Origin of the sequence: Gilliamella sp. CG16, assembly GCF_046635785.1 — a bacterium.
Taxonomy (GTDB): domain Bacteria; phylum Pseudomonadota; class Gammaproteobacteria; order Enterobacterales; family Orbaceae; genus Gilliamella; species Gilliamella apicola_I.
In genome coordinates, this window is sequence record NZ_JBIDFL010000002.1 from 354975 (window position 1) to 373980 (window position 19006).

The following is a 19006-nucleotide window of genomic DNA, read 5'->3' on the forward strand; positions in this document are numbered from 1 at the left end:
GGATGCACCATTTTTACGAACTTACAAGCATCCGTAGCTCAGCTGGATAGAGCACTCGGCTTCGAACCGAGCGGTCAGGGGTTCGAATCCCTTCGGGTGCGCCATTTAAGCATCCCAAAAGATTCTTCGATTTATGCTAATCAATCAAAGGTTATAATGTGTAAAACCACCTAAAAAATTATTCTATACGCATATATTAATCATCTGCTCTGCTCTACACTTTAGCATGTTTACCAATACCCCAAAAATGCTTATATAAAACGCTCTACAACGCTTTTTATGTTTCTCAGGCCTCTAATGTCATCTATTCCTACCCAAGCCCTAAAAAGTGTTTTAAGCAAGATTAGAAGTCAAAGTGCACATTCTAAGTTAATACTAAAATGAAAAATGAACACCATAATAAAAGCGTTATGATTCCACAAATTATCCCTGTTGTTGCAAAACCAAAACCTCTTTTATTATTATTTTTTATATCACTCATAGCAACAGCACTCAATACTATAGCGACAATAGCGACGACAATACTTAAAATATTGATGACCAAAATAGAAACCAGTGATGAAATTCCGCAACTCATCCCCGCTATAGCTAAACCACTTGTTGCTTTATATTGTTGTTGATCCATTTATCTTTTGCCCCTTGATACTTTTGAAAAATAAAATAAATAGCAGTTAAGTATAAGATTATCGTTTTAGCAGATCAATATAAGATATATTTCACTTTATCAATCATAAATCACCGCTATTCAAATTATTTTCGTGATAGATGCGAATAAGATCGATATCAGTAGCAATTGACATATAACAATAACTAAATGATTTAGATAAAGATTTAATACTGTATAAAAATAGGAAAATAGATTTAAAACCAATATGAAACATCGGGATGATAAAATTTACCAAAAAATGATTGTTAATAACTTGTATTTGTTTTTCTTTTATGAATAATAGTCGAGATAAAATATTCAGCAGTATAAGCAAGAAAAATAAATGATAAAATAATTGCTTTTATCCAATTGAACTACATTGATTGACGAATATCAGTTAGATTTCTTCGGGTATACCACTCTGGTTGAATCCCGATATAAATCGAGTATACTAAGCTCAAATTTTAAATATTTATAATCAGTCTGCTTTTTTATTTTAAATATGGTCGTCGCTATATTAAAATAACCATTAAAGTAGATAGATATCTTTAATTAATCATAATGGACTTTTTTTATGTTGGACCCGAATTTACTCCGAAATGAATTGGATCTTGTCGCTACTAAATTAGCGCGCCGTGGATTTAAATTAGATGTTGATAGTATTCGTCAACTTGAAGAAAAACGTAAAGTACTACAAGTTGAAACCGAAAGCTTACAGGCAGAGCGTAATGCACGTTCTAAAGCTATTGGTGAAGCTAAAGCTCGTGGTGAAGATATCACGTCCGTACGTGAAGAAGTCAATAAGCTTGGTGAAAGACTCAACAGCGCTAAAGCTGAGCTAGAAATCTTACTGAATCAAATTAAAGATATTGCTTCAAATATTCCAAATATACCGGATGATTCTGTACCTGACGGTAAAGACGAAAATGATAATGTTGAAATATCGCGTTTTGGTACGCCAAGAACATTTGATTTTCCAGTACAAGATCATGTTGCTTTAGGTGAACGTTTTGGTGGGCTTGACTTTGCTGCGGGTGTAAAACTCACTGGGGCTCGATTTGTGGTGATGAAATCTCAAATTGCGCGTTTACACCGTGCTATCGCTCAATTCATGTTAGACCTTCATACCGAGCAGCATGGCTATGCTGAAATTTACGTACCTTATTTAGTTAATAAGGCCACTTTATTTGGAACAGGTCAATTACCAAAATTTGCAGGTGACCTATTTCACACAAAACCGCTCGATGAAGAAGCAGAAAGCAGTAATTATGCATTAATCCCAACCGCTGAAGTTCCGGTAACAAACTTAGTGCGTGATGAAATTTTAGATGAAAGTGAGCTTCCATTAAAAATGACCGCTCATACACCTTGTTTCCGTTCTGAAGCAGGATCTTATGGTAAAGACACACGTGGTTTAATTCGTATGCACCAATTTGATAAAGTTGAGTTAGTGCAAATAGTGAAACCAGAAGAATCCATGCAAGCGTTAGAAGAGCTTACTGCTCATGCTGAAAAAGTGTTGCAGCTATTAGAACTGCCTTATCGAAAAATTGTGCTATGTACCGGTGATATGGGCTTTGGTTCTTGTAAGACCTATGATCTTGAAGTTTGGGTTCCTGCTCAAAACACTTATCGAGAAATCTCTTCTTGCTCTAATATGTGGGATTTCCAAGCACGTCGTATGCAAGCTCGTTATCGTAGCAAAGCAGACAATAAAACTTATTTAGTCCATACTTTAAATGGTTCTGGATTAGCGGTAGGGCGTACATTGGTTGCCATTATGGAAAACTATCAGCAAGCTGATGGAAGCATTAAAGTTCCATCCATTTTAGTCCCATACATGAATGGTGTCGAAGTAATAGGCTAAAAAACGTTTTTTAACCCTATAATAGCGCTATTCATTAGCGCTATTTTTTTATTAATTAAGGTGAAACCATGATAAAAGGTGTTGTCCTGTCAATACTCGCATCATGCCTTTTTGGCTTACTTTATTATTATCCCGTGTTATTGCATCCCTTGTCAGTTATTGATATCTTTTGCTGGCGATTGTTGACTTCTTTTCCTGCGATTGTGATTCTAATTTTAATTGAAAAACAGTGGTCTGCCATTCATCTACTTTTTGTCCGTATAAAAACACATCCCCTTCTCTTAATTGGGTTATTGTGCTCATCACTATTATTGACAGTCCAGATGATGATCTTTATCTGGGCGCCTATCAACGGACATGGCTTGTCAGCTTCGTTAGGCTATTTTCTACTACCGTTAACCATGGTTATTTCAGGACAACTGTTTTATCAAGAAAAGCTCAGTTTTTTACAAAAAATAGCAGTGGGGCTTGCGGCATTAGGGGTCGCTATTGAAATTGTCAATACAGGCGCATTTTCGTGGGAAACAGCCGTCATCGCCCTAGGATACCCCGTTTATTTTATGACACGCCGAAAATTACAAATAGAGGGCATTGCAGGCACGTTTTCGGACTTCTTTTTTATTTTTATTGGGTGTTTGTTTTATTTTATTCTTAACTACAGTTGGGATGAGATTATTCATGACATTACCCATTTTCCTATTTTTATCCCTATGCTAGGAATCATTACCGCTATTGCTTTTGCAATGTATTTTGTTGCAAGACGATTACTACCGATGGGATTATTCGGATTACTTGGATATGTAGAACCTGTTCTGCTTTCTATGGTATCGGTAATATTTTTGCATGAATCTGTATCGTCAGAGCATATCATCTCATATGGGCTTATTTGGTTGTCTGTCTGCGTATTAGCATTAGAAGGGAGTATATTTGTTTTACGAGCGATAAAACGTAAAAGAATTCGGTAAATAACATTCGATAAATAACAAAAAAGCACATTTTAATGTGCTTTTATTTGATATAGTGAAATTTATTTACTAAACGTGACCGGCTGACCATAACTTTCAATAATCGCTTGGATTCTGTCTAAGGTTTCTCTTGGAGGTGCCTCAACGCCTTCCAATTGATATTTATCCCCTATCGTATCCCACTTATAAGCCCCCATTTTATGGTAAGGCAATAATTCAACACGCTCAATATTGTCCATTCCTTGAATAAATTGACCTAGTAGATGCGCAGAATTATCATCATCCGTCCAGCCTGGCACAACGACATAGCGGATCCATGTTTTTTTATTAATTTTTTGAAGATATTTAGCAAACTCAAGTACCCGTTTATTCGAAACACCGACAAGTTTTTGATGTATTTCATCATTCATCTGTTTTAAATCAAGCATCACTAAATCCGTTACTTCCATTAACGCATCAACAGTCTGATCAAGTTGTCTGGCATAACCGTTGGTATCCAGACAGGTGCTTATACCCTCTTCATGACAAGCCTTAAACCATTCTGTAATAAATTCAGATTGCAACGTTGCTTCACCACCCGATGCGGTGACGCCGCCCCCATTAGGCATGATAAAACTTTTGTAAGAAACAATTTCTTTCATTAGTTCATCAACCGTGACCTCTCGTCCTGCTTTCAAATCCCAAGTATCACGATTATGACAGTATAAACAGCGCATTAAGCAACCTTGAAAAAAAACAATGAAGCGAATTCCTGGCCCATCAACAGTACCAAAAGATTCGAAAGAATGAATACGACCTTTAATCGGTTGTTTTGTTGTCATAATGATATTGTTATTTTGTTCCATAAATTTTCTCTAATCGTTGCTCACATTGCTTATACGTTATTTTAACTCAGATACGGTTTAGCTTTCACCAATTACACTAATCAGAAACGCTTTTTAATTTAGGTAATTATATAGGTTAAAAATGAATGATATCAACACAACTACTCTTTTACGAATAATGAATATGAATTTAGTCAATATTATAAAAAAATAGCGCCCTTTTTGGACGCTATTTTGTCGTAATTTAAAATCAACTAAATTACATAGATTGTGTAAAAGTACGTGTAATGACGTCTTTTTGTTGTTCTTTAGTTAATGAGTTGAAACGCACTGCATATCCAGAAACACGAATGGTTAATTGTGGATATTTTTCAGGATGTTCCATCGCATCTAATAATGTTTCACGATTCAATACGTTAACATTTAAGTGCTGACCACCTTCAACTGATGCTTCGTGGTGGAAGTAACCATCCATTAAACCAGCTAAGTTACGTTTACGTGCATTATCATCTTTACCTAATGCATTTGGTACGATAGAGAAAGTATAAGAAATACCGTCTTTAGCGTAAGCAAATGGCAATTTAGCAACAGATGTTAATGAAGCAACCGCACCTTTTTGGTCACGTCCGTGCATTGGGTTAGCACCTGGTCCAAATGGCGCACCGGCACGACGACCGTCTGGCGTATTACCTGTTTTCTTACCATATACAACGTTTGAAGTAATGGTTAATACAGATTGTGTAGGAATTGCATTACGATAAGTTTTAAGTTTTTGAATTTTCTTCATGAAACGTTCAACTAAATCTACAGCGATATCATCTACACGTGGATCATTGTTACCGAATTGTGGATATTCACCTTCGATTTCAAAATCTACCGCAAGACCGTCTTCATCACGAATGGTTTTTACTTTTGCATATTTAATTGCAGATAATGAGTCAGCAGCAACAGAAAGACCAGCAATACCACATGCCATAGTACGAATAATATCACGATCGTGAAGAGCCATTAATGATGCTTCATAGCTGTATTTATCGTGCATATAGTGAATTGCGTTTAGTGCTGTCACATATTGTTTTGCTAACCAATCCATAAAGTGATCTAAACGAGCAAAGACTTTGTCGAAATCAAGATATTCATCAGTGATTGGATCTTCTTTCGGGCCAACTTGCATTTTTAATTTCTCATCCACACCACCATTGATTGCGTATAGAAGAGTTTTAGCAAGGTTTGCACGCGCACCAAAGAATTGCATTTGTTTACCAACAATCATTGGGCTTACACAACATGCGATTGCATAATCGTCGTTGTTAAAGTCTGGACGCATTAAATCATCATTTTCATATTGTAAAGATGACGTATCAATCGATACTTTTGATGCGAACTCTTTGAATCCACTTGGTAATTGTTCAGACCAAAGAATAGTCATATTTGGTTCTGGTGATGGACCCATGGTATATAAAGTGTTTAAGAAACGGAAAGAAGTCTTAGTAACTAATGTACGACCATCAACACCCATACCAGCGATAGATTCTGTTGCCCAAATAGGGTCACCAGAGAATAATTCATCATATTCTGGAGTACGTAAGAAACGAACCATACGTAATTTCATTACGAAGTGGTCAACAATTTCTTGAGCGTCTTTTTCAGTAATTAATCCAGCTTCAAGATCACGTTGGAAATAAATATCAAAGAATGTTGAAGTACGGCCTAAAGACATAGCGGCACCGTTTTGAGATTTAACCGCAGCTAAATAACCGAAGTAAGTCCATTGAACAGCTTCTTGTGCCGTTTTCGCTGGTCCAGAAATGTCGTAACCATATTTAGCAGCCATTTCTTTAATTTGACCAAGCGCACGATGTTGTTCAGCGATTTCTTCACGACGTTGCATTGTCATGGCTAAATCAACACCATTTTCAAAATCCGCTTGTAATGAATTGAATTGTGCAAATTTGTCTTGCATCAAATAGTCGATACCGTAAAGTGCTACACGACGGTAATCCCCAATGATACGACCACGTCCATACGCATCAGGAAGACCAGTGATAACACCTGATTTACGACAACGAAGAATATCTGGTGTATAGATATCGAAAACACCTTGGTTATGGGTTTTACGATAATCAGTAAAGATTTTTTTGACTAAAGGATCAAGTGTTCTGTTGTATGCTTTACAAGAGTTCTCGATCATTTTGATACCACCAAACGGGATAATCGCACGTTTTAATGGTTTCTCAGTTTGTAGGCCAACAATTTTTTCTAAATCTTTTTCAATGTAACCTGCATCATGAGCAGTAATTGTCGAAATAACACTTGTATCAAAATCTACAGGGGCATGGGTAGCATTTTCAATTTTGATGCCTTCCATAACTTTATCCCATAATTTAGTTGTCGCATCAGTTGCGCCAGCTAAAAAAGACTCATCACCCTCATATGGTGTGTAGTTTTTTTGAATGAAGTCGCGGACATTGACATTATTTTGCCAATCACCATCTTTAAATCCTTTCCAAGCGACCGCTTGTACTTCGTTTAAATTACTCATAGTTTTTCACCTCAGGTTTACTAAAATTTCTATCTACTCTTTTATATATAAGGGTAAATATCATAAAAATCAATGTGGCTTACGTAAATATAATGCCCAATAAGGCAGTGCAACGGCTAAACCACCTAAAATATTCCCGATTGTTACAGGAATCAAATTCTTTAACACAAAATGCTCAACGGTTAATTCTTTGAATGCATCCGGTGATACACCTATTGCATGCCAAAATTCCGGAGAAGCAAAATTGTTGATCACAATTCCCATTGGGATCATGAACATATTAGCAATGCTATGCTCAAAACCACTTGCCACAAACATTGCTACCGGTAAAATCATGATTAGCATTTTATCTAATAAACTACGACCAGCGTAACTCATCCAAGCCGCCAAGCACACCATTAGATTGGCTAATAAACCAAGAAAAACAGCTTCAATAAAAGTATGATGCAATTTATGATCTGCAGTTTGCAGAACATTTAGTCCCCACATCCCATTGGCTACCATATATTGACCTGAGAACCATATCACGCCAACAAACAGTATAGCACCAATAAAATTACCAATATAGACTAAAATCCAATTGCGAATCATTCTAAACCAACTGACTTTATGCGTCATTTTCGGCAAAATTGTTAAAACTGTTGAAGTAAAAAGATCTGCTCCACAGCAAACAACGAGCATAAGTCCTAATGAGAAACAAATACCACCGACTAATTTAGCAAGTCCAAACGCAACGGTTGAAGTACCTGTTGTCACGGTAATATAGAATACAAAAGCAATTGAGATAAAGACACCTGCAATAATGGCAGATAAAATCGTGCTACTAGGGTGCTTATTTACTTTATAATTACCGACCTCTTCAGCGATTTGGGTCATTTGTGCGGGGGAAAGAGAATCCACAAGCTTATCATTACTCAATGTTAACATCCTCAAAAAAACTAGGGTTTTATGAGGCGGATAGTATACTCTTAATTTATGTCAAATCATCAATTTTTTAGTTAAAAAAATTTAAAAAATTATAACTCATTATTTTTATTTTATTTTTTTACATTTATTAACATAAATAATAACATTCTGTTTTGATTTAAAAAAGTGTTTAACAATTTTAATAAGCTTTTAAAACAGACAGTTAACTATTTCATAGCAATTATAAACGTTTTTTTTGCATTGCTGTCGACTGAAGAAATTCCGATTAAATAAAAAAATTTTCCATCCTTTTTCTGATATATCGAAAAAGGAGGAAAATAAAATAGAACAAGTCTTAAATAAATATGTAAATGTAACTTCACGTTACAATTTGGATATCCTTATCCAAATTTTGCCCGTAATCCAATTGTTATGGATTACTTACCTCTGAAACTAAGAAGTCAACTTTGCTAGGTAACCCTGGTGATACTCGAATCACTTTAGGATTACGCCCAATCACTTCATAGCCTTTTGGTAATGTTCTGGTATCCAATTTTATCACAAAATTGGCTCCTCTTTCCCAACGACCACCTGATACACCGACTAGGTGATAACGACCAATTGCATCGGTTGTAATAATTTCACCCCGAGCCGTAACCAGTTTGATCCCCCCTAATCCTTCTTCACCTTCATCTTGAATACCGTTACCATTTTTATCCACATACACTTTTCCGAAAATAAGCGCATCATCAAATAATGGATCAGCCGTAACCGTTACTGTTGCATGAGAGGTATTGGATACAACTCGTCCGGTTAATGAGTTTATCGCTTTCGCTGTATTGGTATATTCGCCTTGAGTCACTCCCGAACCGACCACCAGCATATAAGTAAGCGTTACTTCATCGTTAGATTTTAATTTGATGACCTGAGAGGTGACCGTTCTTCCGCCACTAGGATCAGCAACTTTTTTACCATCAAGACGCGTTGAACCTTTAACAAACTTAAAGCCTGCCGGTAAGATATCTTGTATCTTGATAGCTGAAGCACGTGGACTATTATTGATAATTCGAATTGAGTAAGGCACGATATCACCTACAACGACATTATCTTTCTGTGCCATTTTAATTATCGTGACATCCTCATCCGAATTACGATACCCTAATAGCATTTCATTTGCTAACCGTGTCAAAGTTGTTGACATATCTTTTAACATGACAGGCACAGTGTGAGCACCACCCACGCCATTGAACGTTACCGAAGCTGGTGGATTAGCTAAATTAATTAAGTCATGTTCAATTACTTTACCGTTATTATCTGCATATTGATCAAATGACGGTATCAAATCAAATAAAGGATTACCACGACCAACATTGACACTACCATCGTTATACTCGCCATACAGGACTCTAACAAAGTATCGCACTGCACCATTATTATTGGTATCAATAATGAGGTTACGGAAACTAAATTTACCATTTTCACCACTTATTGACTTAACCGGTTGACCATTTTTATCTAAGATGTGTTGTTTATCACTATCTAATAAGTAAACATTCACACCTTTTAAGCCATTATAATTAGCAACACCTTTTAACCCTCCGCCCTGATTATCATCAAGAATTCTTCCTTCAATGAATCCTCCATTGATATAACCAAAGTTTTGATCGATTAAACTCCCCGAAATATCTAATGTTGCCACGTTTTCTGTTTTAGGGGTATTTACGGTGCCATTACGATCATGATGCGCATCATCCGGATCAAAACTTGCTCTTAAAGTCGTTGGTATACCCGTAACTTCAATTTTCCATTTACCCGGAATAATATTGTTAATTTCATAATCAACATCACTCGCTGCTAATGTGTGTGTAAAGTGGATAGCAGGATTGTTTACATTCTCGAATAATAATGTGACCGGCGCATTAACTGAGCTATCAATTGAAGGATTGTACTCGCCATCATCATTGTTATCTAAGAATACTTTACCTTTAATACCACTTAAACCACTCCAAGCAAAAATTACTCCTTGAGCATGATCGGTTGCACTCGCAAACTGGTAAATTTCCTCCATTTCGTTATCAGTCTTATTCGTTGTTGCAGCAATATTACTATCTGTTAGTAAGAAACTACTTATATAGTTAGAATTTTGAATAGAGACTTTAACTTTATAGTTAACACCTGCAACTAAGTTTTCAAACTTATATTGACCAAGATCATCAATATTTGTGCCTGTACTTATTGCTTCAACACTATCAACCAAATCATTTTCGACAAATAATTCAACTGTATAATGTGGGAACAGTGAATCAATACCAATATCTTGAGCTGTTATTGCGTTACCATCATTGGTATCGATATCAATCACAACTTGACCACTAATGCTTGCTTGACCTTTCAGACCAAAATCAACATTGGTGACTAATGGAGAAGATGCCGCATTCATATCTAGTTTTGTTCCATTTGGAACATCAGTAGCAGATATACCTTGTGGTTTAACCACATAGCTATAACTATAGCCTGAACTTGCTACTGGTTGAACAGTAATAATCCATTCACCTTCTGCAATATTATTGATCTCATATTGACCGTTAGCATCACTCACAGCGGTTAGAAGAATATTAGAATTATTCGCATCCCTTGCTTCAACGGTAACACCCGCTAAAGTAGTATGATATGTCTGATGTATACCTTTTCCTGAGTAATCTTTATAAATTTTGCCTTTTAACGCTTTTTGACTCTTATAACCATAATCAATATTGTCAACTTGTTGATTAACACCCGCTACCACTAACATATCATGATTACTTGCATTTCCACCATTAACCATGGCTGGACTGAAACTGATTTGATATCCAGACTGCAATAAGGTGCTATCATCAACACTCACTTCATATTGATTATATGCCGTTAAATTATCAAACTGGTAATGACCATTGCTATCCGTTGTCATTCTGATTTCAGGCGCACCACTTAAGCCATTACTTTTGAGGGTAACAGGAATACCATTTAAAGGTCTATCAATAGCTGCCGCATGGTAATTCAAACTAGCATTATCATTGATATCCATATCGACAACCACTCGCCCGGCAATTTTAGCACTCCCCTTCAAGCCATAGTCGATAGTTTTACCTGCGGTATCTGTGGCAGAAATGGTTAGTTTCAACTCGCCAGGATTGACCTGATCAATGGATAAATAATTTACAGCGTAATTGACGTAACTATAATTCCAATCTTGAGGATAGCCTGTAATTTTAACAATCCATACACCCGATGTTAGATTGTTTATTGCATAACTACCATCGGCAAGTGATACGCTTGAAACTTTTGCGTTATTACTTTGATTGATAGCACTCACCTCTACCCCTGATAACGTAGGATAATTAGCATTATGAATCGCATTACCCATAATATCTTGATAGATATGACCACTAATACCTATATTACCTTTATAACCAAAATCATTACTGATTTTCTGGTCGTTGTCCGCTGAAACAACTACAGGGGCAATATCGAATGCGTTATTCGTCGATGCCTTACCTGTCGGACTAAAGCTAATGACATAACCACTTAAAGCGTTTGTAGGGTCCGTCACTCGAATTCGATAATTACCACTCGATAAACCATTAAATTCAAAATAGCCATTACTGCCAGTGTTCGTTTGTTTATAGATAACAGTATCATTAGTTGGATCAATTAGGTTTATGGTTAAATTAGCAATACCGGTATCACCTTGTGACAATTGTTCATCGACATCGTTGTCCAGAACAACCATACCTGTAATTATGCTTTGACCTTTCATACCTAGATCAAGTTTGATATCTCGACCGGTATTTGAATCAACCTGATAACTAACACTATTAGTGTTGCTCCCACTTGGAGTTACTGATTTTTCAACAAAATAGCTATAAACTAAACTTGAACGTGTTGGATGTGAAACCGAAACTGTCCATTTACCTTCTGTTATATTGTTAAATAAGAAGTTGCCATCGCCACCAACCGTTTGGGTATAAGTCACTTTTTTGTTATTCCATTCACCTTCAATTTTTACAACAGCACCCTCTAATTTTGTATGGAATGTTTGATAAGAACCATTTCCGCTTGCGTCCAAATAAACTGTTCCTGATAAGTTGCGTTTAATTTGATAACCGAAAGTACGTTTTTCTGGATTAAGTTCATACCGACTGTCATTCGGACCATTAATATCAAACGTTGCTATCGCCGATGGCGTTGCTGGATTTCCGGGACTAAAGACAAGTTTATAATCATTATGATTTACTGTGCTTGTAATTTCATAATTATGTTGACTTAATCCTTCTATTTCAAAAGCACCTGTAGATGGGTCAACCGATATATCTTTAGGTGTGAAGCCCGATTTATTGTTTGCTGAATTTAAGGTTATTACTGGGGTTATTGGTGTAGATAACTGACCAAATGCCATATCGTTTTGACTATATTGATCATCATTATCTCGGTCGATAACCACATAACCTGTAATTTTACTGCTACCGCGATAACCGATATTGATATTGTCAATTGAAGGTTGATTGACAGTTAAGTTAATATCTAATGACAAACTATTATTCTGCCCAACAATCGTTCTGTTATTCATTGAAGTATAATTTAAAGCATAATTATTCCAATCTGCCACTGTTTGTGAGTTATCAGCAGAAAGAACCCATTGACCTGGTGACATATTTTCGAATTTAAAATTTCCTGAACTGTCAGTTATTACTGAAAATGTTGCTTGATTATTAGTCGCATTAGAATTTGGGCTTGGCACTTTTGTCAAATTAAGTTTGACCCCAGCAAAGCTGGTATCAACATCTGTTTTACTTTGACTATTATCCACATCAATCGTTAATTGTCCTGCGATAATACCGTCATAATTAAATCCAGTACTACTACTGAAATCATCATTAGTTAGCGGCATAAAATCAATGATATTTTTATTATTTGCTATCTCTGATACAGGAATAAGTTTAGCGCCATCTGGTGTAATGACTTCTACTTGATAATAATAATTTATAGGTAGCTTTTCGAAAAGATATTGACCATTTTTCGATGGATTACCATTTAAAGAAATATTATCCGTATCAATTGTTTTAAGGGTTTTATATTGATTTGAGCCTGGAACCTTATAATTTAGATTCACCTTCACGCCATTAGTAAGCTCATCAACCGTTTTGATTTTATTGTTATTAAAATCAATCCAGACATCACCACCAATTTTTTGCTTACCTAAAACAAGATAATGATTATCAAGTGATCCTTCTAAAGGTAATCCACTGACAGGAATAACGATATTTTGTGCTTGATTTCCTGATTTACTTTGTTTGAAATCATAGTCACTAATCGAATTCATTATGATTTTAACAGAGTAATTAACACCCGTTCCGTATAATAGATTAGCAAAATGATAATGACCATTGTTAGTTTTTTGAGTCATCAATGGCTGTCCACTGGCATTTAATCCTGAATATAATTCAACAGTTGCCTGTACCGAGCCATCAAGTGGATGCGCAAATTGATTTGTATGATTCAAATCTTGGTTAGAATCGTTAAAATCGATATACACATTACCTTGAATACCATCATAGCTAGCCTGATTATAATAGAATATTTTACCGTCAATACCTCGATTATTGATAATGATATTTGATATGGTATCAATCGGTTGCACTGAGTTTTCGCTATTTCCAACAATAACATAGTTTTGTGGGGCTAAAATAACACTGACTTTATAGTTACCATCTGGCAAATTATAAAAATGATATTCTCCATTGGCATCACTATACTGGCGAACCATTTCTTTATTCGTCGTAGCATCGTATAAACTGAGTAATACCCCACCTAATGGCTCACCGGTTGCAGCAGCAGGATCACCAATTAATGTTTTGCCCGAAATACCACTATTTGTTGCGGTAGTGCTGGTTATACCTGCCGATGGATTAGCATTTGTTTTCCCTGCTAATAAGAAGTATTTACCTTTCTGACTACCACCTTTAGTATTAAAAGATATCGGATTTAAAGTTTTGTTCGTATTGTTATCTGCATTCGCTATCACGCCATAACCGCTCGGCGGTTCAATTTCAACGGTATAAAGGCTAGCTTTCGAATCATCTTTACTTAAACTAAAACTATAATAGCCAATTTCATTGGTTTTAAGCGTACTAAATGGCGTACCTGTTGCGTCACTTCCTTTATATAAATTAATAGTTACATTTGAAACAGGAACATCACCCGTTCTATTGAAACTGATATCGGGTTGGCCATTATTATTGATATCGATCATGACATAACCCGATATCGATGCATCCCCCTCTTTTTTATAAATGAAGTCTAAGCCACCACCTGATAAAATTGGCGTCGATGCAGTGATTTGAACATCGTTCACGGTATCAGAAGGACTTTTCAATTCATAACGTTTATCTAAGCCTGTATCCGTTACTTTTATCGTGTAATTATCATTTAAAAGATGACTGAAACGATATTTACCATTATTGTCCGTTTTGGTATAAGAATATAATTTATTACTGCCTTTACGATAAATTTCGACACGTACACCAGTGATTGGCACGTCACCCTTAGACGCATCAAAACTACCATTATCATCATAATCGTAATAAAGCTGACCGCTAATTTCAGTATTATTATTGGCTCTAATTAACCAATATTGATTCGGTACACCTCTTGGTAATAAATAAACCTGCATATATTCCAAATTTGTTTTTATTTCATTTGGAAGATAAGTTTTTTCTGTTTTAGATGCGCTGCTATTACCAACTAATTTGAAAGCACTATGATCCAATCCATTTAATCGCAATAACATACTTGTCAGATATAAATTATTATACCGAGTTGAGTTTTGTTTATTATAAACAAATCGCCCATTTTGTTTTACTTTGTTATCAACAAAATCAGGATCTGCAAGGATAGAATCGATACTTTTCGTTCTATCATAGTAATTAGGATAAATTCTTGGTGTAAAGACCCCTTCTACAGATAAATCTGAAAGGTTATACCGTTGTAATTCATCTGATGTTAATAAAACCGATTGCTCATTTTTTTCAGTTGATCCGGTGATGTCTAAATAAATATTACCTGACAAGGCTTCAGTGAGCCCTGAAGGCGCTATCGTTGCTTGCATAAACCATTGATTATTATTATCCATATTTGCTAATGTGCCATCAGCTAATACTTCAAAATTTACTGTACCAGGAGGTGAAGAAGGATCCTTATCGGCAATATCTAAATATTTAGTTTTATCTGCTTGATGAACAATACGGTATTTGCCTTCTGGTAATGATTTAAGATTGATCGTTCGATAGTAATCACCAATAACACTCCATTTTTCATAATTACTTCCATTCCAGAAATAGAGATCAAAATATCCATCGCCTTTCTCAAGTGTTTGTTCACCTGCATAGTCCATATCGCCATTGAGATCATTAACCGGTGCCCCCGAAAATTGTCCTTTTCCTTGCATTAGAAAGTTTTTCGTCATCGGGACATCTAGTTGTTTAAATTGTACTTTATAACTTGGAGCTAACTCTTTAGCGGTATTTGTGACAGCCGTTGTACCTGAATAGATAGCTTTAACGATATAAGTCACATCTCGATTAATACCATCTTGTTGCCCTTGAAAACTATATTCACCCTTGGCATTGGTTAGTTTTTTCCCAATAAAATTACTTCCATTTTCAGTACAATCATTGGTACCGTCATCTTCACAAAGTAAAACAATAGCATTCTTTAATGGTAAGTCATTAGCATTGTACATTTGCCCGGTTTGTATCTCACCATCACCTAACCATGTATCTAACAGTACTGAACCACGAAGAACATCTTCATTAATTTTCAATTTATACCAGATGTTAGTATCCCTGTTATATTTGTTACCACCACTCGCATTAACAACAATGCTTGATATCGTTTTTTTATTATCATTAGGATCGATACTTGAACCGCTATTCTGATCATTATTTTCGAAATCAACATCGCCAGCCTTGATATTACTGTCGCCACCATACTCCTGTTTAGCCGTAACACGATACTCTCCATTAGGCAAATTGGTGAAATTGTAATAACCCTTGTTATCTGTCGCAAATTCAGTGATAACTGTCCATTTTCCAAATACTTTACGCTCCAAAGTAACCCGATTTTGTTTAATTGGTGTATCTTGATTTGGATTATAAGTGCCTAAAGCCCCTCGATGGCTATTATTTAAATACACATATCCAGAAATCGTATTGGGTCTTTTTGGTGTAAAGTAAAGGGTATCTTCCCAAGTTCTATTTGGAGTGACATTAATCGAATATTCGCCATTATATGATTCGGGATAATCCAAATTATCCTTATCATATTCAACAACAGAATAATAAAATAAACCCGCATGATCGATAGGATAATTTTGTGAGCCTCTTACACCATAAAAACCCGGTTTTTGATAGCTGACTTCTAATTTATTACCTTGTAAATCGGTTGCTTGAGTCACACCATCTTCTTCAAAAAAGGCTATTTTAGTATAAGTACTGGCGGTAATTGCTTCAAGCCCATTAATTGTTGAACTCCAGCTCCAATTTCCATTGGCTGTTTTCAAATAATTGACGACTAATAAATTACCTAAATCTTTACGTATTGGTGAATACCAAAAGTTTTGGTTGGTTTTTCTCTCGTTAAGTTTGGGTACGATAATCTCTTTAGCAGCAATGTTAGCTTGTGTACCATTACTTAATGTGACTTTTCCTTTATGCGTACTTCTTGATTTAGAGGAGGTACTGGTTGACTTACCGTCTGTGTCATTGACAAAAACAGTATTATTTAAATTTATATTTGACTCTGTGACAACAACTTTATAATCTTTGTCTTTTACTAATCCGACAAATTGATAGGCGCCCAAATTACCGGTAAATTGATAAGCAATTTTTTCCCAATCGGTTCCATTATGTTGGTAAAGTTCGACAGTGGTATTAAGTCCTGTACTACCTTGAGCCGCAAGCGGAATATTATTGCCCGTTTTACCTGAATCCGGACCTGCTATAATATATTGCTGAGGTCCTAGTACAAACACATTTCCAGATATACTGGATAAAGATGTATCGTTAGGATCTAATTGAAACAAGAAATTAGGACCACTAGGCACCCCAGTTGAGTCAGGTATTGTTAATTGTGCTTTTGCCCTGTTTTTACTATCAGTAGTAAAAGGTGGAGAAGTGACATTTGTTACCTGAATATCATAAGTTGCAACAGCGAGATCACTAAAGCTGTATTTACCATCACCACCTGTAATAACGGTATCGGTTCCCATTACTTTGGTTGTTGTACCGGAATAATACAACTCGACCCTCATATTTTGTAGACCAGTATCAATATCTGCTTCATAGGTATTGTTGTTATTTCTATCAACCACAACAACACCATCAACAGAATTGGTATTACGATGTTTAAGATTAAATTGCCCACTTTGATCTGAACCTTCCATCTTAAAAGAAATAAGTTCAGCATATTGATGACTATTATCTGGTAGTATGACATCCCATAATTTATAATTTCGAGTTTTTAAAAAGAGATCAACGTCTTTATCAAAAAAAGCCTCATATTTAACCTGTAATAATGTATTTTTTATCTCTATTTCGCCATTACTATCTGTTTTTAATACGATATTATTATCCGTATTGGTTACCATCCCAACCGTTGATTGAGTTCTCATTTTTACAGGAATGTTGTTAATACCTGCATCTGTACCATTTTTAACTTTTAGATGAATAGTTCCCCCTTTTCCTTTTAAAAAGAGGTTTTGACCTAATTCACCTGTTGCTCCTCTAACAGTTACATTTTTAGAAACGCTTTCCCCATTATTGGTTGCTATTTCAACGATATAATTTCCTAAAGTGTTAACTTCAAAGTTATACTGGCCATTATCGTTTGTTTGTTCATTTGATATTAAAATACCTTGATCATCTTTTAATGTCACGGATAAGCCTTGTAACGGAAAGGTTACATTTTTTGCGGTATCATCGTAGTCTAAAAATACCCTTCCCGCTATTGGAATTGCATTAGCTACCGATACAATTGTTAACGACATAAAGGCGGAAAGCAACATCCATTTTAGACATTGTAATATCGCTTTGTAACTAAAAACATCAACCCAAGATCTTTTTTTAGCATTCATTTTCGCTGTTGCATTACACTTAATTCGCATTATCTTCTCTCCTGATATGCGTAAATTCTCTTCTTTTCGATTTTCAGCTTTTAGGTCTGATTTTATTTGCACGGGTAAACGTATTTGACCACTGTTAACTTTTTGCCAACTGTTCATTAGAAACTCCCCACTACATTGACAAACCAACCATGTGAACGGTAGTTCAAGCGTGTTAAGTTGTCGTTATAATCCGTGAAGTTGTAACCCACACCCATCTTGATGTTGTCGCCAACATTACGGTAAACACTGGTCACTAAACCGTCTTTATGGTCATCTGCCAGATCTGTACGTAGCGTTCGCCCCTCAACCTGATATTCCCAGTCACCCGTCTTATAATTAATCCTTAGTGCATATAAATCAGCGCCTGATGAATACCAATCGCTTTCACCTTTATAACGTAAATGCCCCTGTCTTTGTGCTGCTTTAAACGCCGTTTCCCAGTTTGCATTCCATTCGTAAACACCTTCTAATGACCATACCCAGCTCTTTTGGTCATACAAACTCGACGTATAACGTTTACTACCTGATGATGTTGAGTTCACTATCAACTGGTCATCCGGGTCTAATCCATACACATAGGTCATTTTGCCAAAAAGGTTCAGATTATTGATTACTTGGGGTCGGTAGGCAAAACCGATCATTGACTCCGTGTAATTACTTACTACATCACTTGAATCATCTTGATTACCAAACGTTTTGGCAAAATCAAATTGTCCAAGCCAACTTAAGTTTTCATTAACCACCGTTTTTGCCCGGTTAGTGGTCACCCATTGTCTTATGCGTTCACTACCTTCATCTATCCGATATTCCAGACGATTGCGTATTTGAAATAAATCATTTTTATAACCATAACCAGCGGCATAAATATCCCGACGAGTTTCATCATTTCCGGTTAAACTGGTGTGATTGCGGTGACGGTTGCTCACACGACCTATCGAGTAAGACCCCTCTATAAATTGGGCTTCTGTCGGTTTATAACTTACCCCATAAACATCCGATGTCGTGTGGTCTATGCGGTTGGTTTTAAATTGTCGCTCGGAATATAATTCCATTTGACT

Annotated in this window: 7 protein-coding genes, 1 tRNA gene and 1 pseudogene; 3 read left to right on the forward strand and 6 right to left on the reverse strand. The window is 35.9% G+C overall.

Going from position 1 to position 19006, the window contains the following annotated elements; all coding sequences use genetic code 11:
- Window positions 1-27 precede the first annotated feature (27 nt).
- Window positions 28-104 (forward strand) — tRNA-Arg (locus tag ACGH47_RS04100).
- A gap of 260 nt (window positions 105-364) precedes the next feature.
- Here the strand turns inward: ACGH47_RS04100 and ACGH47_RS04105 are convergent.
- Window positions 365-625, reverse strand: a complete 261-nt coding sequence (locus ACGH47_RS04105) for a DUF4190 domain-containing protein (protein WP_065559043.1) — start codon at window positions 623-625, stop codon at window positions 365-367.
- A gap of 595 nt (window positions 626-1220) precedes the next feature.
- Here ACGH47_RS04105 and serS point away from each other — a divergent pair.
- Window positions 1221-2513: a serine--tRNA ligase gene (gene serS, locus ACGH47_RS04110; RefSeq protein ID WP_411622824.1), complete on the forward strand. Its 1293-nt coding sequence runs from the start codon at window positions 1221-1223 to the stop codon at window positions 2511-2513.
- Between the two features lie 68 nt (window positions 2514-2581).
- Entirely contained in the window at window positions 2582-3478 is an 897-nt protein-coding gene (rarD, locus tag ACGH47_RS04115) for an EamA family transporter RarD (RefSeq protein ID WP_411622825.1), read from the forward strand.
- 62 nt (window positions 3479-3540) lie between these two features.
- Here the strand turns inward: rarD and pflA are convergent, their stop codons facing one another.
- The 5 genes and pseudogenes from pflA to ACGH47_RS04140 form a co-directional block, all read right to left on the reverse strand.
- Window positions 3541-4323 carry a pyruvate formate lyase 1-activating protein gene (gene pflA, locus ACGH47_RS04120; protein WP_218837373.1) on the reverse strand — a complete coding sequence of 261 codons (783 nt, stop codon included), beginning with the start codon at window positions 4321-4323 and terminating at the stop codon, window positions 3541-3543.
- A gap of 238 nt (window positions 4324-4561) precedes the next feature.
- The gene (gene pflB / locus ACGH47_RS04125) at window positions 4562-6844 is read right to left on the reverse strand and encodes a formate C-acetyltransferase (protein WP_220215723.1); all 2283 of its coding nucleotides are present in this window, start codon (window positions 6842-6844) and stop codon (window positions 4562-4564) included.
- Between the two features lie 69 nt (window positions 6845-6913).
- On the reverse strand, window positions 6914-7762 hold the full coding sequence (gene focA / locus ACGH47_RS04130; RefSeq protein WP_257006728.1) for a formate transporter FocA: 849 nt from the start codon (window positions 7760-7762) through the stop codon (window positions 6914-6916).
- Window positions 7763-8180: 418 nt separating this feature from the next.
- Window positions 8181-18065, reverse strand: a complete 9885-nt coding sequence (locus tag ACGH47_RS04135; RefSeq protein ID WP_411622826.1) for an SdrD B-like domain-containing protein — start codon at window positions 18063-18065, stop codon at window positions 8181-8183.
- Window positions 18065-19006 (reverse strand): annotated as a pseudogene (locus ACGH47_RS04140) (hypothetical protein); the annotation flags it as partial. The gene ACGH47_RS04135 and the pseudogene ACGH47_RS04140, both read right to left, overlap by 1 nt.

Bases quoted from the DNA above. Each gene is read 5' to 3' on its own strand.
- serS (WP_411622824.1), top strand. From the start codon at position 1,221: ATGTTGGACCCGAATTTACTCCGAAATGAATTGGATCTTGTCGCTACT.
- ACGH47_RS04105 (WP_065559043.1), bottom strand. From the start codon at position 625: ATGGATCAACAACAATATAAAGCAACAAGTGGTTTAGCTATAGCGGGG.
- pflA (WP_218837373.1), bottom strand. From the start codon at position 4,323: ATGGAACAAAATAACAATATCATTATGACAACAAAACAACCGATTAAA.
- rarD (WP_411622825.1), top strand. From the start codon at position 2,582: ATGATAAAAGGTGTTGTCCTGTCAATACTCGCATCATGCCTTTTTGGC.
- pflB (WP_220215723.1), bottom strand. From the start codon at position 6,844: ATGAGTAATTTAAACGAAGTACAAGCGGTCGCTTGGAAAGGATTTAAA.
- ACGH47_RS04135 (WP_411622826.1), bottom strand. From the start codon at position 18,065: ATGAACAGTTGGCAAAAAGTTAACAGTGGTCAAATACGTTTACCCGTG.